General features: G+C 69.2%; 20 protein-coding genes. 16 read left to right on the top strand and 4 right to left on the bottom strand.

The window, feature by feature from the left end; all coding sequences use genetic code 11:
* Positions 1-16: 16 nt before the first annotated feature.
* The 3 genes from nrdR to LC039_RS04475 all read right to left on the bottom strand — a co-directional run bounded on the left by nrdR (position 17) and on the right by LC039_RS04475 (position 1,409).
* Positions 17-484: a transcriptional regulator NrdR gene (nrdR, locus tag LC039_RS04485; RefSeq protein WP_226621868.1), complete on the bottom strand. Its 468-nt coding sequence runs from the start codon at positions 482-484 to the stop codon at positions 17-19.
* 176 nt (positions 485-660) lie between these two features.
* Complete coding sequence (locus LC039_RS04480) at positions 661-1,080, bottom strand: secondary thiamine-phosphate synthase enzyme YjbQ (RefSeq protein WP_226621867.1); 420 nt, start codon at positions 1,078-1,080, stop codon at positions 661-663.
* 77 nt (positions 1,081-1,157) lie between these two features.
* Entirely contained in the window at positions 1,158-1,409 is a 252-nt protein-coding gene (locus LC039_RS04475; protein ID WP_226621866.1) for a hypothetical protein, read from the bottom strand.
* 198 nt (positions 1,410-1,607) lie between these two features.
* Between LC039_RS04475 and LC039_RS04470 the strand changes: the two genes are divergently transcribed.
* The 15 genes from LC039_RS04470 to LC039_RS04400 all read left to right on the top strand — a co-directional run bounded on the left by LC039_RS04470 (position 1,608) and on the right by LC039_RS04400 (position 16,164).
* The gene (locus tag LC039_RS04470; RefSeq protein ID WP_226621865.1) at positions 1,608-2,282 is read left to right on the top strand and encodes an SDR family oxidoreductase; all 675 of its coding nucleotides are present in this window, start codon (positions 1,608-1,610) and stop codon (positions 2,280-2,282) included.
* A gap of 144 nt (positions 2,283-2,426) precedes the next feature.
* Entirely contained in the window at positions 2,427-5,840 is a 3,414-nt protein-coding gene (locus tag LC039_RS04465) for a DUF2126 domain-containing protein (RefSeq protein WP_226621864.1), read from the top strand.
* Positions 5,841-5,847: 7 nt separating this feature from the next.
* Positions 5,848-8,250: a circularly permuted type 2 ATP-grasp protein gene (locus LC039_RS04460; RefSeq protein WP_226621863.1), complete on the top strand. Its 2,403-nt coding sequence runs from the start codon at positions 5,848-5,850 to the stop codon at positions 8,248-8,250.
* A 15-nt stretch (positions 8,251-8,265) separates the two neighbouring features.
* Positions 8,266-9,144 (top strand): transglutaminase family protein, encoded by an 879-nt coding sequence (locus tag LC039_RS04455; RefSeq protein ID WP_226621862.1) that lies wholly within the window; start codon positions 8,266-8,268, stop codon positions 9,142-9,144.
* 137 nt (positions 9,145-9,281) lie between these two features.
* Entirely contained in the window at positions 9,282-10,271 is a 990-nt protein-coding gene (locus LC039_RS04450) for a hypothetical protein (protein WP_226621861.1), read from the top strand.
* Positions 10,272-10,665: 394 nt separating this feature from the next.
* The gene (locus LC039_RS04445) at positions 10,666-11,424 is read left to right on the top strand and encodes a sulfite exporter TauE/SafE family protein (RefSeq protein ID WP_226621860.1); all 759 of its coding nucleotides are present in this window, start codon (positions 10,666-10,668) and stop codon (positions 11,422-11,424) included.
* Between the two features lie 182 nt (positions 11,425-11,606).
* The gene (locus LC039_RS04440; RefSeq protein WP_226621859.1) at positions 11,607-12,500 is read left to right on the top strand and encodes a 2-dehydro-3-deoxygalactonokinase; all 894 of its coding nucleotides are present in this window, start codon (positions 11,607-11,609) and stop codon (positions 12,498-12,500) included.
* A complete protein-coding gene (locus tag LC039_RS04435; protein WP_226621858.1) occupies positions 12,497-13,117 on the top strand; it encodes a 2-dehydro-3-deoxy-6-phosphogalactonate aldolase in 621 nt (206 codons plus the stop codon). The genes LC039_RS04440 and LC039_RS04435 overlap by 4 nt, the downstream gene beginning before the upstream one ends.
* Before the next feature lie 63 nt (positions 13,118-13,180).
* Positions 13,181-13,699, top strand: coding sequence for a tRNA (N6-threonylcarbamoyladenosine(37)-N6)-methyltransferase TrmO (tsaA, locus tag LC039_RS04430; protein WP_413463813.1), 519 nt, complete (start codon positions 13,181-13,183; stop codon positions 13,697-13,699).
* Positions 13,700-13,879: 180 nt separating this feature from the next.
* Entirely contained in the window at positions 13,880-14,722 is an 843-nt protein-coding gene (locus LC039_RS04425) for an urease accessory protein UreD (protein WP_226621856.1), read from the top strand.
* 2 nt (positions 14,723-14,724) lie between these two features.
* Positions 14,725-15,027, top strand: coding sequence for an urease subunit gamma (locus LC039_RS04420; protein WP_226621855.1), 303 nt, complete (start codon positions 14,725-14,727; stop codon positions 15,025-15,027).
* A 72-nt stretch (positions 15,028-15,099) separates the two neighbouring features.
* Complete coding sequence (locus LC039_RS04415; protein WP_176806664.1) at positions 15,100-15,267, top strand: hypothetical protein; 168 nt, start codon at positions 15,100-15,102, stop codon at positions 15,265-15,267.
* Positions 15,264-15,569, top strand: a complete 306-nt coding sequence (locus tag LC039_RS04410) for an urease subunit beta (protein ID WP_226621854.1) — start codon at positions 15,264-15,266, stop codon at positions 15,567-15,569. The genes LC039_RS04415 and LC039_RS04410 overlap by 4 nt, the downstream gene beginning before the upstream one ends.
* A 32-nt stretch (positions 15,570-15,601) precedes the next feature.
* Positions 15,602-15,931 carry an antifreeze protein gene (locus LC039_RS04405; protein ID WP_226621853.1) on the top strand — a complete coding sequence of 110 codons (330 nt, stop codon included), beginning with the start codon at positions 15,602-15,604 and terminating at the stop codon, positions 15,929-15,931.
* 20 nt (positions 15,932-15,951) lie between these two features.
* Complete coding sequence (locus LC039_RS04400) at positions 15,952-16,164, top strand: hypothetical protein (RefSeq protein ID WP_226621852.1); 213 nt, start codon at positions 15,952-15,954, stop codon at positions 16,162-16,164.
* Between the two features lie 93 nt (positions 16,165-16,257).
* On the opposite strand, the gene LC039_RS04395 is transcribed toward LC039_RS04400, so the two are convergent.
* Positions 16,258-17,100 carry a c-type cytochrome gene (locus LC039_RS04395; RefSeq protein ID WP_226621851.1) on the bottom strand — a complete coding sequence of 281 codons (843 nt, stop codon included), beginning with the start codon at positions 17,098-17,100 and terminating at the stop codon, positions 16,258-16,260.
* Between the two features lie 37 nt (positions 17,101-17,137).
* Here LC039_RS04395 and LC039_RS04390 point away from each other — a divergent pair, with 37 nt between their 5' ends.
* Positions 17,138-17,557 carry a lysozyme inhibitor LprI family protein gene (locus LC039_RS04390; RefSeq protein WP_226621850.1) on the top strand — a complete coding sequence of 140 codons (420 nt, stop codon included), beginning with the start codon at positions 17,138-17,140 and terminating at the stop codon, positions 17,555-17,557.
* Positions 17,558-17,576 lie beyond the last annotated feature (19 nt).

Here is a 17,576-nt window from a genome sequence, read left to right as displayed (position 1 = left end):
CGGTCCCGTCGCGGGCTCACTTCTCCGGCTGGGTGCCGGGGCGCAGCTCGCTCACGAACTTGTCGAAATCGTCCGCCGCCTGGAAGTTCTTGTAGACGCTGGCAAAGCGCACGTAGGCCACCGTGTCGATCCGGGCGAGCGTTTCCATGACGATCTCGCCGATCTGCTTCGACTGGATGTCGGTCTCGCCGAGGCTCTCCAGCCGTCGCACGATGCCCGAAATCATCTGGTCCACGCGCTCGGGATCGATCGGACGCTTCTGCAGCGCGATGCGGATCGAGCGCTCGAGCTTGTCGCGGTCGAAATCCTCGCGCCGACCGCTGGTCTTGATCACCACGAGGTCGCGCAGCTGCACCCGCTCATAGGTGGTGAACCGGCCACCGCAGGCCGGGCAGAAACGGCGGCGACGGATCGAGACGTGGTCTTCCGCCGGACGTGAATCCTTCACCTGGGTGTCGATATTTCCACAAAACGGGCAGCGCATGCCTTCCCCCAATCACTTCGTTCCGACGCGTCTATGAGGTTATCCCTCATTTATCCACAGCCACTATAGGGGAGCGCCCAGAAATTGGGTAGAGGTCAATTCGCCCCGCTAGATGAAGGGCGTGGAAATTCTTTAAACCGCGCTGAAACTGCTGCGAAAACGGCCTCGCGCGGGGCTCAGCCCCCGAGGTGGGCGAGGACGTCGCGCCGGTGCGGGGCATTGCGGTGCTCGAAGAGGTAGATGCCCTGCCAGGTGCCGAGCCCGAGTTTTCCACCGCTGACCGGAATGGAGAGCGAGACCGGCAGCAGCGCCGCCTTGATATGGGCGGGCATGTCGTCGGGCCCTTCGTAGGTATGCGTGAGGTAGCGCATCGAGGGATCGCTGCTTGGCGGCACCAGCCGGTGGAAGAACTCCGTCAGGTCGGTGCGCACCTCGGGGTCGGCGTTTTCCTGGATGAGCAGCGAGGCCGAGGTGTGCCGAACGAAGAGCGTGAGCAGCCCGTCTGTGGCCCCCGAACCGCCGACCCAACGGTTCACGTCGCGGGTGATCTCGTAGAGGCCGGGGCCGCGGGTCTCGATGGTGAAGCTGGTCTGCATTCGGAGGTCCTGCCTTGCACGCTGCTGTCTCGGATCAGGCCTAGCAAGCGCCGCGCCCATCCGCCAGCGCGCAAGGGTCAGATGGTCGAGGCCACGCAGCGCACTTGCGGCAGGTCGCCGGAGGATTCGAATAGCAGGGGGGTGCCGTCATCGGCGACGGCGGGCATCGAGGCGACCTGCTGCAAAGTCTCGCGGCACTCTGCCAGCTCGTGTGGCGCCACCTCGATCTCGATGACCGTGGCGGCGTCGGGGCCCAGCACCTCGGTCGCGGCATAGGCGGCGACGGCGGTGCAGGTGGCGGCGGCAGTGAGCAGTGCGAGGCGTTTCATCAAAGGTCTCCCTTACTGGTCGGCAAGAAAACGCCGGTGCTGCGAAAGTTGTTCCATTTCCGTTACGTGACGGACGCGTGATGGCCCCGAACGCCCGCTGTCATGGGCCCCGACGCGACGCGCCCTATCTTGCGGACCAGCCGCGCCGGGCTGCCGGTGCGCCAAGTTTCACGCGAAAGTCCTTCGGGAGGATTAATCATGAACCGCAAGACGCTCTTCATCACCGGTGCCTCTTCGGGCATCGGCGCCCAGACCGCCCGCGCGGCGGTCGAGCATGGCTGGAACGTCGGCCTCTTTGCCCGGTCCGAGGATAAGATCGCGGAGCTCGAAAAGGAGCTCGGACCCCACGCGCTGGCGCTGCCGGGCGATGCGACCTCGCTGGAAGAGCAGGAGGCGGCGATGGAGAAGCTGGCCGCGCATTTCGGCGACGTGAACGCGGCCTTCGCCAATGCCGGAACGGGGCTGTCGCAATCGGGCACCCGCAAGGGCGATCCGGCGGAATGGGAGCGGCTGGTACAGCTCAACATCCTCGGGGTGCTCTGGACCGCCAAGGCGGCCTCGGCCTATTTCGTGAAGAATCGTGGCCATCTGCTGCTGACCGGCTCGGCGGCGGGGCGGACGACGATCAAGGGCTCGGTCTACGGCGCCTCGAAATGGTTCGTGCACGGCTACGGCGGCAACCTCGCCGAGGAGTTCCGCGAATGGGGCGCGCGGGTCACGGTGATCGCGCCCGGCATGGTCGACACGCCCTTCTTCGACGAGGCCAAGCCGGACAAGCTCAAGCCCGAGGATATCGCGCGCTCGGTGATGTTTGCCCTGGAAGCCGATCCGCGCGCCAACGTGCGCGAAGTCTTTGTCATGCCGGTCAACTGAGGCGTGTCTTCGGCGCCTGCGCCGCGCCGCCTTCGGAACGGGCGGGGCGGCAACGCGCCATGCCGCGGGGTCATGCAAGGCTTTACAAGCGCAGAACAAGTCGCTCAGGTGTGAGAGGTTTCCCCCAACTGCGGACCCTCACGAATGGCGATCACGGCAAGTATCCACCACCTGACCCATTATAAATATGACCGCCCGGTCTCTCTCGGGCCGCAGATCATCCGGCTCAGGCCCGCGCCGCATTCGCGCACACGGGTGATCTCGCACTCGCTGAAGGTCTCGCCCGAGGGGCATTTCGTCAATCACCAGCAGGATCCCTACGGCAACTGGTTGGCGCGCTTCGTCTTTCCCGAGCCGGTGACCGAGTTCAAGATCGAGGTCGACCTGGTGGCCGACATGACGGTCTACAACCCCTTCGACTTCTTCGTGGATGAAAGCGCCGAGGCCTTTCCCTTCGAGTACTCGCAGGACTTCTCCGAGGATCTGTCGATCTACCGCACGCCCGAGCAGGCCGGTCCGCGGCTGCAGGCCTATCTCGACACGATCGAGAAGAGCGCGCCGCGCACGGTGGACTTCCTTGTCGGGCTGAACGCGCGGCTCGAGAAGGACATCGGCTATATCGTCCGCATGGAGCCCGGCGTGCAGACTCCCGAGGAGACGCTGCAGCTGGCAAGGGGCTCCTGCCGCGACACCTCGTGGCTGCTGGTGCAGATCCTGCGTCACCTCGGGTTCGCGGCGCGCTTCGTATCGGGCTACCTGATCCAGCTCAAACCCGATCTCGTCTCGCTCGACGGGCCGGCCGGCACGGATCACGATTTCACCGACCTGCACGCCTGGTGCGAGGTCTACATTCCCGGTGCCGGCTGGATCGGGCTCGACCCGACCTCGGGGCTGCTGACCGGCGAGAGCCACATCCCGCTGGCCGCCACGCCGCACTACCGCAACGCCGCGCCCATCGTCGGCGGCTATTCCGCGCCGCCGGACACGCAGACCGACTTCGATTTCGCCATGGACGTGCGCCGCATCGCCGAGCACCCGCGCATCACCAAGCCCTTCTCCGACGAGGCATGGGATGCGCTGGATGCGCTCGGGCACAAGGTTGATGCCGAGATCGCGGCGCAGGACATGCGGCTGACCATGGGCGGCGAGCCGACCTTTGTCTCGATCGACGATTTCGAGAGCGCCGAGTGGAACACCGCCGCCGTCGGCCCGCAGAAGCGCGGCCTCGCCGACCAGTTGATCCGCCGGTTGCGCGAGCGCTTCGCGCCGGGCGGCTTCCTGCACTACGGGCAGGGCAAGTGGTACCCGGGCGAGACCCTGCCGCGCTGGACCTTCTCGCTCTACTGGCGGCGCGACGGCAAGCCGGTGTGGAAGAACCCCGACCTCGTGGCGAAGGAGACCGCCAAGGGCGCGGATGCCGCGCAGGCCGACAGCTTCATGACCAAGTTCGCCGAGACGCTGGGACTGGATGGCGACTACGTGCATCCCGCCTATGAAGACCCGGCGGAGTGGATCCTCAAGGAAGCCGACCTTCCGATGAACGTCACGCCCGAGGATTCCAAGCTCAAGGATCCCGAGACCCGCGCCCGCATTGCCCGGGTCTTCAATCGCGGGCTCGACGAAGCGGCGGGCTTCATCCTGCCGCTGCAGCGCTGGCAGTCCAAGGCGACGGGGCCGAAATGGCGCTCGGAGCACTGGAAAACCCGGCGCGGGCACCTGTTCCTGATCCCCGGCGACAGCCCGGTGGGCTTCCGCTTGCCGCTCGGCGCGCTGCCCTTCGTGCCGCCCTCGGCTTACCCCTATGTCTACCCGACCGATCCCAGCGTGCCGCAGACCGCGCTGCCGGATTTCCACGCGCTGCAGGAGGAGCGCCGCGCGCGCCTGATGGAGGAGCTGGAGCGCATCGCGACGGAGGAGCGCGAGGCCATGGCCGCGCTGCCCGAGGTCACGCCGGGGCACGAACAGCCCGTTTCCGAGGCGCGCGATGTCGGGCGGCGGCAGAGGATCATGGAGCAGGGCGTCGACCCGGCGGGCGGCGCGGTGCGCACCGCCATCGCCATCGAGCCGCGCGACGGGCGGCTCTGCCTCTTCATGCCGCCGGTGGAGTCGCTGGAGGATTACCTCGACCTGCTCGCCGCGGCGGAGACCACCGCCGAGGAGCTCGGCCTGCCGATCCACATCGAGGGCTACACGCCGCCGCATGACCCGCGGCTCAACGTGGTCCGTGTCGCCCCCGATCCCGGTGTCATCGAGGTCAACGTGCACCCGGCGCACAGCTGGGAGGACTGCAAGGCGATCACCAATGGCGTCTACGAGGAAGCCCGGCAGTGCCGCCTCGGCGCCGACAAGTTCATGATCGACGGCAAGCACACCGGCACCGGCGGCGGCAATCACGTGGTGGTGGGCGGCGAGACGACGCATGACAGCCCTTTCCTGCGCCGTCCGGACCTGATGCGCTCGATGATCCTGCACTGGCTGCGGCACCCTTCGCTCAGCTACCTGTTCTCGGGTCTCTTCATCGGCCCGACCAGTCAGGCACCGCGCATCGACGAGGCGCGGCACGACAGTCTTTACGAGTTGGAGATCGCGCTCGCGCATTTCCCGGCGCCGGGGCAGGGCGAGCCGCCGCTGCCGTGGCTGACCGACCGGCTGCTGCGCAACATGCTGATCGACGTCACCGGCAACACCCACCGGGCCGAGATCTGCATCGACAAGCTCTACTCGCCCGACGGGCCCACCGGCCGCCTCGGGCTCGTCGAGTTCCGCGGCTTCGAGATGCCGCCGGACGCCAAGATGAGCCTTGCCCAGCAGGTGCTGATCCGGGCGCTTCTGGCGCGCTTCTGGAAATCGCCGATCCAGGGCAAGCCCGTGCGCTGGGGCACCACGCTGCACGACCGCTTCATGCTGCCGCATTTCGTCTGGCAGGATTTTCTGGACGTGCTGCGCGATCTCGGCGATCACGGTTTCACCTTCCGCCCCGAATGGTACGAGGCGCAGCGCGAGTTCCGCTTCCCCTTCGCCGGCGAGGTCGACTACGAGGGCGTCCACCTCGAGTTGCGGCAGGCGCTGGAGCCCTGGCACGTGCTGGGCGAGCGCGGCGCCATCGGCGGCACCGTGCGCTACACCGACAGCTCGGTCGAGCGCATGCAGGTGCAGCTCACCGCCACCGAGCCGGGCCGCTACATCGTCGCCTGCAACGGCCGCGCCGTGCCGATGGCCGAGACCGGCGCCTCGGGCGTCAATGTGGGCGGCGTGCGCTTCAAGGCGTGGCAGCCCGCCGAGGCGCTGCACCCGACGCTGCCGGTGAACGCGCCGCTGACCTTCGACATCTTCGACACCTGGACCGGCCGCGCGCTGGGCGGCTGCCGGTACCACGTGGCGCATCCGGGCGGGCGCAACTACGACACCTTCCCGGTCAATACCAACGAGGCCGACGCCCGCCGACTTGCCCGCTTCGAAAAACTCGGGCACACCCCGGGCAGCTACTGGCCCGCGCCCGAGACGCCGCATCCGGAGTTCCCGATGACGCTCGACCTGCGCCGCCTGCCGGGGATCTGACACCTTGGTGGCGGAGACAACACGCCCGCTGCCGGAGACGGTGGCGAAGTTCCTGCAAGGCTACAGCCCGCCGTCGGGCGTGGCCGACGAGCTGCTGCGCTCCGATGGCAGCCTTCGCCCGGCCTGGCAGCCGCTGATCCGCCACCTCGCTGCGCAGAGCGCCGAGACCCGCGCCCGCGCCTTCGCCCGCGGCGACCAGTACCTGCATGACACCGGGGTCTATTTCCGCCAGCACACTGGCGAGGGCTCGGCCGAGCGCAGCTGGCCGCTGAGCCACGTGCCGGTGATGATCTCGGGGCGGGAATGGGCGACGCTCTCCGAGGGCATCGTGCAGCGCGCCGAACTGCTCGAGCGGGTCATCGCCGACCTCTACGGGCCGGGCGACCTGGTGCGGCAGGGCATCCTGCCGGCCGATCTGGTGGCGCGCAATCCCGAGTGGCTGCGGCCGATCGTCGGCGTGCAGCCGCCCTCGGGCCATTTCCTGCACTTCCTCGCCTTCGAGATCGGCCGCTCGCCGGACGGGTCGTGGCTGGTGCTGGGCGACCGCACGCAGGCGCCCTCGGGCGCGGGCTTCGCGCTGGAGAACCGCATGGCCACGGGGCGGGTCTTCCACGACCTCTTCCCCAAGGCCAACGTCGAGCGGCTGGCGGGCTTCTTCCGTAGCTTCCGCGATGCGCTGATCGGCCTGCGCGCCGATGACCGCAGCCGAGTGGCGATCCTCACCCCGGGACTGCACACCGACACCTACTACGAGCACGCCTATATCGCCCGCTACCTCGGCTTCATGCTGCTGGAATGCGAGGATCTGGCTGTGCGCAACGGCCAGCTCAAGGTGCGCACCGTGGCCGGGGACGAGCCGGTCTCGGTGCTCTGGCGCCGCCTCGATGCGCGCTTCGCCGACCCGCTGGAGCTCGACGAAAGCTCGGCGCTCGGCACGCCGGGCATGGTCTCGGCGCTGCGCGCGGGGGCGATCACCATGGTCAACTGCCTCGGCTCCGGCGCGCTCGAGGCGCGGGCGCTCATGGCCTTCCTGCCGCGCATCTGCGAGGCGCTGACCGGCGAGGCGCTGAAGCTGCCGAACATCGCCACCTGGTGGTGCGGCCAGCCCTCGGAACGCGCCTACGTGCGCGACAATCTCGAGCGCATGCTGATCGGCCCGGCGCAATCCACCAAGCTGCCTTTCGACATCGACGCAAACACCGCGCTCGGCGGGCGCTTCCGGGGCACCGCGCCTGGCTCGGTCTCGGACTGGCTCGAGCGCGAGGGCGACACGCTAGTGGGGCAGGAGGCGGTGACGCTCTCGACCACCCCGGCCATGGTTGGAGACAAGCTGCTGCCGCGGCCGATGGTGGTGCGGGTCTTCGCCGCGCGCACGCCGCAGGGCTGGACGGTGATGCCCGGCGGCTACGCCCGCATCGGGCGCAGCGACGATCCCACGGCGCTGGCGATGCAGGCGGGCGGCTCGGTCGCCGACGTCTGGATCACCTCGGAGGCGCCGGTGGCGCGCGAGACCCTCGCGCCGCAGGAGAAGGGGCCCTTCCTGCGCCGCCAGCCGGGACAGCTTCCGGCGCGGGCGGCGGACAACCTCTACTGGCTCGGGCGCTACGTCGAGCGGGCGGAGATGGGTGTGCGGCAGATCCGCGCCTACCACCTGCGTCTCGAGGACTACGGCCCCGACGCGCTGCCGCTGGTCGAAAGCCTCGCGCGGTTCCTTGCGGGCTACGGTCTCGACCCGTCCGAGCAGCCGGTGCCGCCGGGGCTGCTGCAGCTCTTCGACGTCTCGCGCGGCTGCGCCGCCAAGGTGCGCGACCGCTTCTCCACAGATGGCTGGAGCGCGCTGTCGGATCTCGCCGCAACCGCGCGCGAGGTCTCGGAGGGCTGCCACCCCGGTGACGACGCCGCCCGCGCCATGAGCCTTTTGCTGCGGCGGATCGCCGGCTTCTCGGGTCTGGTGCACGAGAATATGTTCCGCTTCCTCGGCTGGCGCTTCCTGAGCGTCGGCCGGGCGCTCGAGCGGACCGAGCAAATGGCCGCCTTCCTCGCCGCCTTCACCTCGGCCAAGGCGCCCGAGGGCGGGCTCGATCTCGCCGTCGAGGTCGGCGACACGGTGATGACCCACCGCCGCCGCTACTCGGTCGAGACCTCGCGCGAGACAGTGATCGACCTGCTGGCGCTCGACGCGGGCAACCCGCGCTCGATGCTGTTCCAGATCGACGTGCTGCTCGGCGAGGAGGAGCGCATCCGCCTCGCCAGCGGCCGGCCCATGGGCGAGGCGGCGAAACGCATCCTGATGCTGCGCACCGCGCTGGCGGTGGCCGAACCGGCCGAGATCACCCCGGCGCGCCTCGCCGGCTTCCGCGGCGATCTCGCGGCGATCTCCCACGCGCTGACCGCGCAATACCTCAGCTGAGCCCGGAGCCCGCCCATGTCCCAGCTCTATGATATCTCGCTGCGGATCACCTATGAATACGCCCATCCCGCCGGGGCCAGCCGCACCCTGCTGCGCATGCTGCCGCGGGCGTTGCCGGGGCAGGAGCTGCTGGCCGGGGCGGTGAGCGCCGATCCGCCCCCGAGCTGGCGCCGCGACGGCATGGATTTCTTCGGCAATCCCACCTGCGAGATGGCGCATGACATGCGCCTGAGCGAGATCGCCTTTGCCTTCGCAGGCCGGGTGCGCAAGACGCGGCCGGTTGCCGGGCTCGACCTCTCGGGCGATCTTGCCTCGCTGGCGCAGGATCTCGCGGCGGTGCGCAGCATCGGGCCGGAAAGCCCGCATCATTTCCTCGGCGCCTCGCCGCGCCTGCCCGCCGCGCCCGAGATCGCCGCCTTCGCGCGGGACACGCTGACTCCCGCCATGTCGGTGCGCGCAGCGGTCGCCGCGATCAGCCACCGGCTCAATTCGGAGTTCGCCTTCGACCCCGAGGCCACCGAGGTCACCACCACCGCCATCGAGGCCTTCCGCGCCCGCCGCGGCGTCTGCCAGGACATCGCCCACGTGATGATCACCGCGCTGCGCAGCCTTGGCATCCCGGCCGGCTACGTCTCGGGCTTCCTGCGCACCATCCCGCCCGAGGGTCGGCCCCGGCTCGAGGGCGCAGACGCCATGCACGCCTGGGTCCGCGCCTGGTGCGGCGCGGAACTGGGCTGGGTCGAGATCGACCCCACCAACGACATGTTCGCCGGCGCCGACCACGTCACCGTCGGCTACGGGCGCGATTACTCCGACGTGGCGCCGACCCGCGGCTCGCTGCGCTCCGAGGGCAGCCATGCGACGACCCACCAGGTGGATGTGATCCCCGTCTAGCCCCGTTCCGGTCGCGTGCCGACGTTGACGTTTGCTCAACCTCTTTACCGCATGCTTCGCGGAAGGTGCAGAGGGGCATGCGCAGAGGGACGGGCGCAGAAGGCCGGGCGCAGAGGGGCAGGGCAGAGGGACAGGCGATGCGGCGGATCGACGAGAAACTGGCCAAGATCGCGCGCGGGCGCTACGGGCCACGCGATTTCATCCTGACCTTCTGCAAGGATGCCGACCTGATGCGCGGCTGCGCCGCCGCCGGGCGGGACGACACCGGCCGATTGCGCAACGCTCCGGCCTACCGCGCCGACATGCGCCGGGTCATCGAAAGCGATCTGGCCGACATCGTGCTCACCTCGCTCTCCAGCGCCGAGGTGTTCAGCGAGGAGGGGATCTATGCCCGCTCCAATGTCACCCCCGCCGTGCGTCTCACCGACAATACCGATATCTGGCTGGTGCGGGGCGGGCGCTACGTGCAGCTCCCCGCCATACCCTTCCGCAGCTCGCGGCTGGAAAACGTGCGCCCGGTGGCCAATCTCGGTCTCTACGCGCTCAGCTTCTACAATGATATCGACCTCGACCATGCGACCCTCGCCGCCTATGCCGAGTTCCGCCAGATCGCTGCCGCGATCGGGCTGCGTCACTTCCTGCGCGTCGGCGACCCGCCGATCCCGGTCGACACCGGCGACGAGTCCTACGGCGCCTACCGCAACGATGTGCTGACCCGCAGCCTTGCGGGGATCGCCGGCAAGGAGCGCCCGCTGTTCGTCGAGGTCGGCTACCACGGCCCGCGCGCCATGGAGGAACTCGCCGACTGGGATCCCGCCCGGGTGATCTTCGGGCTGACCGGCTTCAAGGAGGGCACCACCCGCGACTGTCTCGAACGGCTGGCGCAGGGCGAGCGCTATGGCGCCCGCACCGCCAGCTTCAGCCGCATCGAATTCGACTGCGAGGATCCGGTGCTGATGATGCGCGCCATGCGCCATGTCGTTCGCGAAGGGATGAGCTCGCGCGAGGCGGTGCAGAGCTACCATGCCGATCTCGAAATGGCCGGAATCACGCCGATCCGCCCGCTGCAGGACGACATGGAACTGACCGTGCCAATGCTGAGCCAGAACCAGAGCCGCGCCGCCTGAGCCGGTCTGAATGATCTGAGCTGACTAATCAGGGTCGAACGATCTCGGCCGCCTGATTTCGGCGTGCTGATCCGGGCGGTAAACGTCGCGACCGCCTCGGCGCGGGGCGCCGGACGCCGCACTTGGGCCGCTCTTGGGGTGTCTGAGGCCCTTGCGCGGCACTAGCTCCCGGCGGGGTCTGCGCATCCCAAAGCGCGGCGAAATGCTGCGCGGCACCTGTCCTGGAATCTCGGGGCCGGCGCGGTGTGGCCCCGGGGCGCAGCGTGCACATCATGGCGCCGCCTTGCCGCGTCGGGCGCCCGCGAGAGCTCCCACCGCGGTGCGCCCGAAGGATTTCCCCTTTCCCCTCGCGCCCGTCTTCTCCAGAAGAGGCCTCGTCAAACGGGGAAACGGAATGGACGGAAGCGGGTTCTGGATCGCGGCGGCGCTGGCCACCTTCTGCGTCGGCGCTTCGAAGGGCGGCATGCCGGTGATCGCCATGCTGGGCGTGCCGCTGTTGTCGATCTTCACCACTCCGGCCACCGCCGCCGGCCTTCTGCTGCCGATGTACATCCTGGCCGATGTCTATGCGATCTGGCTCTTCCGCCGCAACTTCTCGCCCCGCAACCTGAAGATACTGATCCCCGCCGCCGCGGTCGGCATCCTGCTCGGCTTTCTGTGCATCTCGCGCATGCCGCCCGAGGCCGGCAAGCTGATCGTCGCCCTCGTTGGGCTCTACTACCTTGGCGACACGGCGCGCAAATGGCTGGCGCGGGATCATATGGCGCGCCCCGCCGACGTGCCGCGCGGGGTGTTCTGGGGCGCGCTCTCGGGGTTCACCAGCTACATCTCCCACGCCGGCGGCCCGCCGTACCAGGCCTATACCCTGCCGCAGATGATGCCCAAGATGACCTTCGTCGGCACCCAGGCCATTGCCTTTGCCTGCATCAACTGGATGAAGCTGCCGCCCTACATTGCTGCCGGGCAGGTCACCTGGAACAGCCTGCAGCACGTGGCGCTGCTCGCCCCGGTGGCGCTTTTCGGCGCCTGGTCGGGCCAGCGGCTGGTGCGCTGGCTGCCCGAGCGGGTCTTCTTCGGCGTGGTGCGTGCGGCGCTCGGGCTGCTCAGCCTGCGCCTGCTGTGGGAGGTCGCACGGGCCTGGGGCTGGCTCTAGGCGCCCGCCCGCCCCATTTCTTCCAGGCGAAAATATCCCGGGAGAGGCGCGCGTCGCGCGTCGGGGCAGCCCCCTCTTGGCCAAGGGGAAACACACGGCGGACCGCCGGGGGCTGCGGGCCCCCGCGCTTGCACGGCGCCGGGGCGGGCGCTAACACCGAAGCTGCAAGTCTAGGAGGGCAGATGACCAAAGCGGACTGGATCGCGGTGGATTGGGGCACGTCGAACCTGCGCCTGTGGCGGATGGCGGCGGATGGCACGGTGCTGGACCGCGCCGAGAGCGATGCCGGCATGGGCCGCCTTGCGCCCGAAGAGTTCGAGCCGACGCTGCTGGCACTGCTGCCGGGCCTCGACGCAGAAACCCCGGTGATCGTCTGCGGCATGGCCGGGGCGCGGCAGGGCTGGGCCGAGGCGCCCTACGTCAAGACCCCCTGCGCCCCGCCCTGCATCGCCGAGGCGATCACCGTGCCGACGCAGGACCCGCGCCTGCAGGTCCACATCCTGCCCGGCGTGGCGCAAGACCGCCCCGCCGACGTGATGCGCGGCGAGGAGACGCAGGTTGCGGGCTTTCTCGCGCTCAACCCGCGCTTCGACGGGGTGATCTGCCTGCCCGGCACGCACAGCAAATGGGTGCATGTGAGCGCCGGCGAGATCGTCTCCTTCCGCAGCTTCATGACCGGCGAGATCTTCGAGTTGCTGAGCCGGAACTCGGTTCTGCGCCACGGGCTTGGCGGCGGCTGGGACGACAAGAGCTTCGCCGAGGGCGTGGATCAGGCCATGGGCCGCCCCGCCGCTTTCGCCTCCGAGCTCTTCACCCTGCGCGCCGAGGGGCTGCTGCACGGGCTGACGCCCGACAAGGCCACGGCGCGGCTCTCGGGCCTGTTGATCGGCATGGAACTGGCGGCGGCGAAACCCTACTGGCTCGGCCAGAGCGTGGCGCTGCTGGGGGCCTCGAAGCTGGTGGCGCATTACCGCAGCGCGCTCGAGACGCTGGCGGTGCCGGTGGTGATCGCCGATGCTGACCGCATGACGCTGGAAGGGCTGAAGGCGGCCCGCAAGACGGAGAAGACCGAATGACCCGCGAGATCATCGCCATCCTGCGCGGCCTCACCCCCGAGGAGGCCCCCGCCGTCACCGAGGCGCTGATCGGCGCGGGCATCACCAAGATCGAGGTGCCGCTGAACTCGCCGCGCCCCTTCGACTCCATTGCTAAGATGGTGCAGGGCTTCGGCACCGATGCGATCATCGGCGCGGGCACGGTGCTCGCCCCCGAGGAGGTGCTGCGCCTGCAGCAGATCGGCGCGCGCATGGTGGTGTCGCCCGACATGAACCAACGGGTGATCATGGCCACCAAGAAGGCCGGGATGCTCAGCTACCCCGGCGTGCTGACCCCGACCGAGGCCTTCACCGCGCTGCGCACCGGCGCCGACGGGCTGAAGTTCTTCCCCGCCTCGCTGGTCGGCCCCGAGGGGGTGAAGGCGATGAAGGCGGTGCTGCCCGAGGGTACGGCGACCTATGCTGTGGGCGGCGTCAGCGCCGACAACATGGGCGTGTGGCTGGCGGCAGGCGTCACCGGCTTCGGCATCGGCACTTGGCTCTACAAGCCGGGTTGCGGCCTCGACGAGGTGACCGCCCGGGCGCGCGAGGTGGTCGCCGCCTATGACGCGGCGCAGGAAACGGAACTGGCGGGCTGACCCGCGACGCGCTACGCTTCCGGCCAGGAGAGCAGGGAAGGGACGCGCGCCATGAGCCAGAGCATGAGCCAGACCAGGCCTGGCCCCACATCCGGCACGCAGACGGCCAGCACGCAGGCGGATGACGAAATTCGTCCCGGCGAGAGCGCGCTCGACCTGCCGCCCGCGCAGGACGCTGAGCTGCGCTTCATCGGGCGTATCCGCACACCCTTTGCCACGCGGAGCGACTGCCCGCGGCAGGGGGATATCGACGGCCCTGAATGCCGCATCGAACTGGACCCGGAGTGGGCCCCCGCGCTCGAAGGCATCGAGCGGGCGGAGCGCATCCAGGTGCTCTACTGGCTCGACCGCGCCCGGCGCGACCTGCTCACCCAGAGCCCGCGCGGCGCCGAGGGCACGCGCGGCACCTTCGCCCTGCGCTCGCCGGTGCGGCCCAACCCGATCGGGATTTCTTCGGTTCGGCTGGTCCGGCGAGAGGGCCCGGTGCTGGTGGTGCAGGGGTTGGATTGCGTGGACGGAACTCCGCTTCTAGACCTCAAGCCCGACCGCTGCGCCCATGCGAAACGCCCCGGGAATGACTGATTCATCTCAGCCTATTTTTTGCGCGATATCCGTAATTGTGACGCGTTCCTGTGCATGTAGCGCGGGTGGCCGTGCCGCGGCCGGGCCCCTGGCCGCCGCCCTGCTTGTGGTCCCGAGCGGGCTCGAAGAGGGTCCGCGAGGCAAGCGGAGGACAGGCCCATTCCCTATGATCAGCCCCAGATGAGCGCGCCGTCCGGCACGCCCGGCGCCATCGCCGCGCAGCGCGCCCGCGGGCGCGCGCGGCTGGCGGCGCGGCGCCGTGGTGCGGCCAGCGTCATCGGTGATCTGCACATGTCGGGCAGCTCCAAGCTGTTGTTTCCGCGTGGGCTCGAGGCGCTGCAGGCGGTCTATCTCAATAGCTCGGGCGGGGTGACCGGGGGCGATGCCTTCGACATTGACGCCACCGCCCGCGAGGGCGCGCATCTGGCGCTCACCACGCAGGCCGCCGAACGGGTCTACCGCGCGCTGCCCGGCGAGACCGGGCGGGTGGACACGCGGTTGACGCTGGAGGCGGGCGCCCGGCTCGACTGGTTGCCGCAGGAGACCATCCTCTTCGAAGGCGCGGCGCTCGACCGGCGGCTCTCGGTCGAGATGGCCCAGGACGCCCGGCTGCTGCTCTGCGAGCCGCTGATCTTCGGCCGCGCGGCGATGGGCGAAACCGTGACCGATCTGCGCCACGCCGACCGCATCGACATCACCCGGAACGGCAAACGCGTCTGGTCCGACCGGCTGCGTCTTAGCGGCGATGCCGCGGCCTGCCTTGCGGACCCGGCGATCGCCGAGGGCGCGCAGGCCATGGCGAGTGTCGTGCTCGCGGCGCCCGGCGCGGCGGCGCAGGTCGAGGCGCTGCGCGGGATGCTGCCCGACGGCGATGGTGTTTTCCTTGGCGGCGTCTCGGCGCTCGATCCCGACCTTCTCGTGCTGCGCATGCTCGCCATTGACGGCTTCGAGCTGCGCCGTCACCTTTGCCCCATACTGCGGCGCCTGTCGGGCGCCGAACTCCCAAGACCCTGGATGATCTGACCATGCAACTGACCCCCCGCGAAAAGGACAAGCTTCTGGTGGCGCTCGCCGCCGAGGTGGCCCGCAAGCGCCTCGCGCGCGGCGTGAAGCTGAACTACCCCGAGGCCGTGGCCCTGATCACCGACGCGGTGGTCGAGGGCGCCCGCGACGGCCGCTCGGTTGCCGAGATGATGGAGGCGGGCGCGCAGGTCATCAGCGCCGAGCAATGCATGGAAGGCATCCCCGAGATGGTGCACGAGGTGCAGGTCGAGGCGACCTTCCCGGACGGAACCAAGCTGGTGACCGTGCACAACCCGATCCGCTGAAGCCCTTTCGCTGATGTCCCTGGGCAATGACGCCGGGCATCGGCACCGCAACGAAGACCAACAGGTGAGACGATGAAATACCTCCTTCCGATCATGGCGCTGCCGCTCGCAACCCCGGCCCTCGCGCATTCCGGCGCGCACCTGCACCCGCATGGCGCCGAGACCTGGCTGACCGCCGTGGCGGTGCTGGGCGTGGCGGCCTATGCCGGCTGGCGCATGTACGGCGGCGGCCGCAAATGATCCCCGGCGAGATCATCCCCGCCGCGGGCGACCTGGTGCTGAACGCCGACCGCGAGGCAATCACCCTGATGGTTGCCAACACCGGTGACCGTCCGGTGCAGGTCGGCTCGCACTACCATTTCGCCGAAACCAACCCGGCGCTCGACTTCGATCGCGACGCGGCGCGCGGCCTGCGGCTCGACATCGCGGCGGGCACCGCCGTGCGCTTCGAGCCCGGCCAGCGCCGCGAGGTGCAGCTCATCCCGTTCTCCGGGGAACGCAAGATCTACGGCTTCAACCAGAAGGTCATGGGGGCACTCTGAGGTCTCCTCTTCCAGCGAAAGGGACGGCAAGCATGTTCGAAGCATTCACGGCACTGACCGGCAGCATGATGCGGCTGGGTTTTCTTGGCGCCGAGGCGCAGAGCGTGGTCGCCCTCCGCATGCTGGGGTTCGCGGGCATGTGGTCCGTTCCCTCGACCGAGGCGTACCGGATGACCGCCGAGAAGGGCCCCGCCTTCGTGCAGGCCTGGTGGCAGGCAAGCGCGGCGATGATGCGCGGCGCGCCGGCGCCGGTGGTGATCAATACCTTTGCCCGCCCGCTGGAAGTAAAAGCCCGCCGCAACCGCAGGCGGCTGAGCCGGCGCGGGCCGCAGTTCCGCCCCGGCCAGCGCTCGGGCTGGTAGGCAGGGCAGGGGGAACGGCGATGGTCTTCATGACACCCTTCGACTGGGCGGCGCTGATGCTGCGCGGCACGAGCCAGATGCTCGCGGCGCAGGCGCAGATGACCGAGGCTTTCCTGACCTATGGCCGCAAGCAGGGAGCTGTCTTGCCGGCCGCCAGCGCGACCGTGCTGCCCTTCGTGCGCCCGGCGCCCGTGGCGACGATGGGCATCTGCGGCCCGGCCCGGGTGAAGTGAGGAGCCATCTTGCACCGCGCACCCGCCGCATATCCCTTTCCGGCCCGGCCCGCACCGGCGCGCCACCCGCTGGCACGCCGGGCCTTGCCGCTCTCAGGCGTCGGGCAGCGGCGGCAGGCTGCGCAAGTAGAGCACGATGGCGTCGAGATCACCCTCGGTCATCTGCGCGAGGTAGCCGTAGGGCATCGGCGGAAGCATCGGCGAGCCATCCGGCCGGGTGCCCGTGGTGATCATCGCCTTCAGCTCGGCATCGCTGTAGCCCGCCAGCCCGTCTTCGGAACTGGTCAGGTTCGGCGCGGTGACGCTGCCCCACGGCCCGTGGAATTCGAAACCGCCCTGTCCGAGATGATCGGGGTCCACCATCGGTCCCTTGTCCCCCATCGGCGAGTGGCACTCCATGCAATGGGTGACCGCATTGGCAAGGTACGCGCCGTATTCGACCGTGACGCCGCGCTCGGGCGGGGTGACGCTCTCGACCGGCGGGCCGTAGGCCGGGGGCAGCGGGATGTTGTAGACCGAGTCCGGAACCTCGTTCTCGACCGCCGGAAGCGTGCGCAGGAAAGCGACGATCGAAGCAAGGTCGTCATCGCCGAGACCCTTGTACATCGCGAAGGGCATGGGCGGGCCGATCACCGAGCCGTCGGGCAGGATGCCCTCGCGAATGGCTCGCGCCAGCTCTTCATCGCTCCAGTTCGCCACCGCGCCGCCGGGCGTGATATTGGGCGCGTAGGCGGTGAACATGGGGTTGTCCTCGACGAGCCGTCCGCCGAGTTCCATGCTCATGTCCGGGCCCGTCTCGCCGAAGGGCGTGTGGCAATTGCCGCAGCCCGCCGGGCCCCTGACCAGGTATTCGCCGCGGGCGACGTCGCCCTCTGCGGCAGCTGCGCCGGCGCCGAGCGCCAGCAGCGAAAGTCCCGTAATCGTCGACCTGTACATTTGGTTCTCCGTGCTGATGAAATTGCTGGGAGGAAAAATGGACTTCGATAGCTTCACGCGGACGTTACCCCCGTTCCGCCCCGGTACAAAATCATTTCGCATGGCCGGGGTTGCGCTTTTGGCATCTTCTGCCCTGTGTTTTCCAGGGACGGCACGCGCTGCCTGCAGCGATGCGGCCACCACGGTCGAGATGCGGGCGTGCCGGGGCCAGGAATACGAAGCCGCCGACGCCGAGCTCAACGCGGTTTACGGCCAGCTCAAGGCCACCGCTTCCGATGAGGTGATGACGCAGGTCCGCGCCGCGCAGCGCGCCTGGATCCCATTCCGCGACGCTGCCTGCCTTGCCGAGGCCGCCCCCTACGAGGGCGGCACCATCCAGCCGCTGATCCATGTCAGCTGCCTGACCAGACTAACCCAGCGCCGCAGCGAAGATCTGCGCGCGATCCTGCCGAAGTGACAACCCGAGGACGACCCGA

This window comes from Alloyangia pacifica, from assembly GCF_020524285.1.
GTDB classification, from domain to species: Bacteria; Pseudomonadota; Alphaproteobacteria; order Rhodobacterales; family Rhodobacteraceae; genus Salipiger; species Salipiger pacificus_B.
This window is presented reverse-complemented; position numbering and strand designations above follow the sequence as displayed.

Bases quoted from the DNA above. Each gene is read 5' to 3' on its own strand.
- LC039_RS04470 (WP_226621865.1), top strand. From the start codon at position 1,608: ATGAACCGCAAGACGCTCTTCATCACCGGTGCCTCTTCGGGCATCGGC.
- LC039_RS04395 (WP_226621851.1), bottom strand. From the start codon at position 17,100: ATGTACAGGTCGACGATTACGGGACTTTCGCTGCTGGCGCTCGGCGCC.
- LC039_RS04455 (WP_226621862.1), top strand. From the start codon at position 8,266: ATGTCCCAGCTCTATGATATCTCGCTGCGGATCACCTATGAATACGCC.
- LC039_RS04465 (WP_226621864.1), top strand. From the start codon at position 2,427: ATGGCGATCACGGCAAGTATCCACCACCTGACCCATTATAAATATGAC.
- LC039_RS04450 (WP_226621861.1), top strand. From the start codon at position 9,282: ATGCGGCGGATCGACGAGAAACTGGCCAAGATCGCGCGCGGGCGCTAC.
- tsaA (WP_413463813.1), top strand. From the start codon at position 13,181: ATGAGCCAGACCAGGCCTGGCCCCACATCCGGCACGCAGACGGCCAGC.
- LC039_RS04435 (WP_226621858.1), top strand. From the start codon at position 12,497: ATGACCCGCGAGATCATCGCCATCCTGCGCGGCCTCACCCCCGAGGAG.
- LC039_RS04440 (WP_226621859.1), top strand. From the start codon at position 11,607: ATGACCAAAGCGGACTGGATCGCGGTGGATTGGGGCACGTCGAACCTG.
- LC039_RS04415 (WP_176806664.1), top strand. From the start codon at position 15,100: ATGAAATACCTCCTTCCGATCATGGCGCTGCCGCTCGCAACCCCGGCC.
- LC039_RS04445 (WP_226621860.1), top strand. From the start codon at position 10,666: ATGGACGGAAGCGGGTTCTGGATCGCGGCGGCGCTGGCCACCTTCTGC.
- LC039_RS04390 (WP_226621850.1), top strand. From the start codon at position 17,138: ATGGACTTCGATAGCTTCACGCGGACGTTACCCCCGTTCCGCCCCGGT.
- LC039_RS04405 (WP_226621853.1), top strand. From the start codon at position 15,602: ATGTTCGAAGCATTCACGGCACTGACCGGCAGCATGATGCGGCTGGGT.
- LC039_RS04420 (WP_226621855.1), top strand. From the start codon at position 14,725: ATGCAACTGACCCCCCGCGAAAAGGACAAGCTTCTGGTGGCGCTCGCC.
- LC039_RS04410 (WP_226621854.1), top strand. From the start codon at position 15,264: ATGATCCCCGGCGAGATCATCCCCGCCGCGGGCGACCTGGTGCTGAAC.
- nrdR (WP_226621868.1), bottom strand. From the start codon at position 484: ATGCGCTGCCCGTTTTGTGGAAATATCGACACCCAGGTGAAGGATTCA.
- LC039_RS04480 (WP_226621867.1), bottom strand. From the start codon at position 1,080: ATGCAGACCAGCTTCACCATCGAGACCCGCGGCCCCGGCCTCTACGAG.
- LC039_RS04400 (WP_226621852.1), top strand. From the start codon at position 15,952: ATGGTCTTCATGACACCCTTCGACTGGGCGGCGCTGATGCTGCGCGGC.
- LC039_RS04475 (WP_226621866.1), bottom strand. From the start codon at position 1,409: ATGAAACGCCTCGCACTGCTCACTGCCGCCGCCACCTGCACCGCCGTC.
- LC039_RS04425 (WP_226621856.1), top strand. From the start codon at position 13,880: ATGAGCGCGCCGTCCGGCACGCCCGGCGCCATCGCCGCGCAGCGCGCC.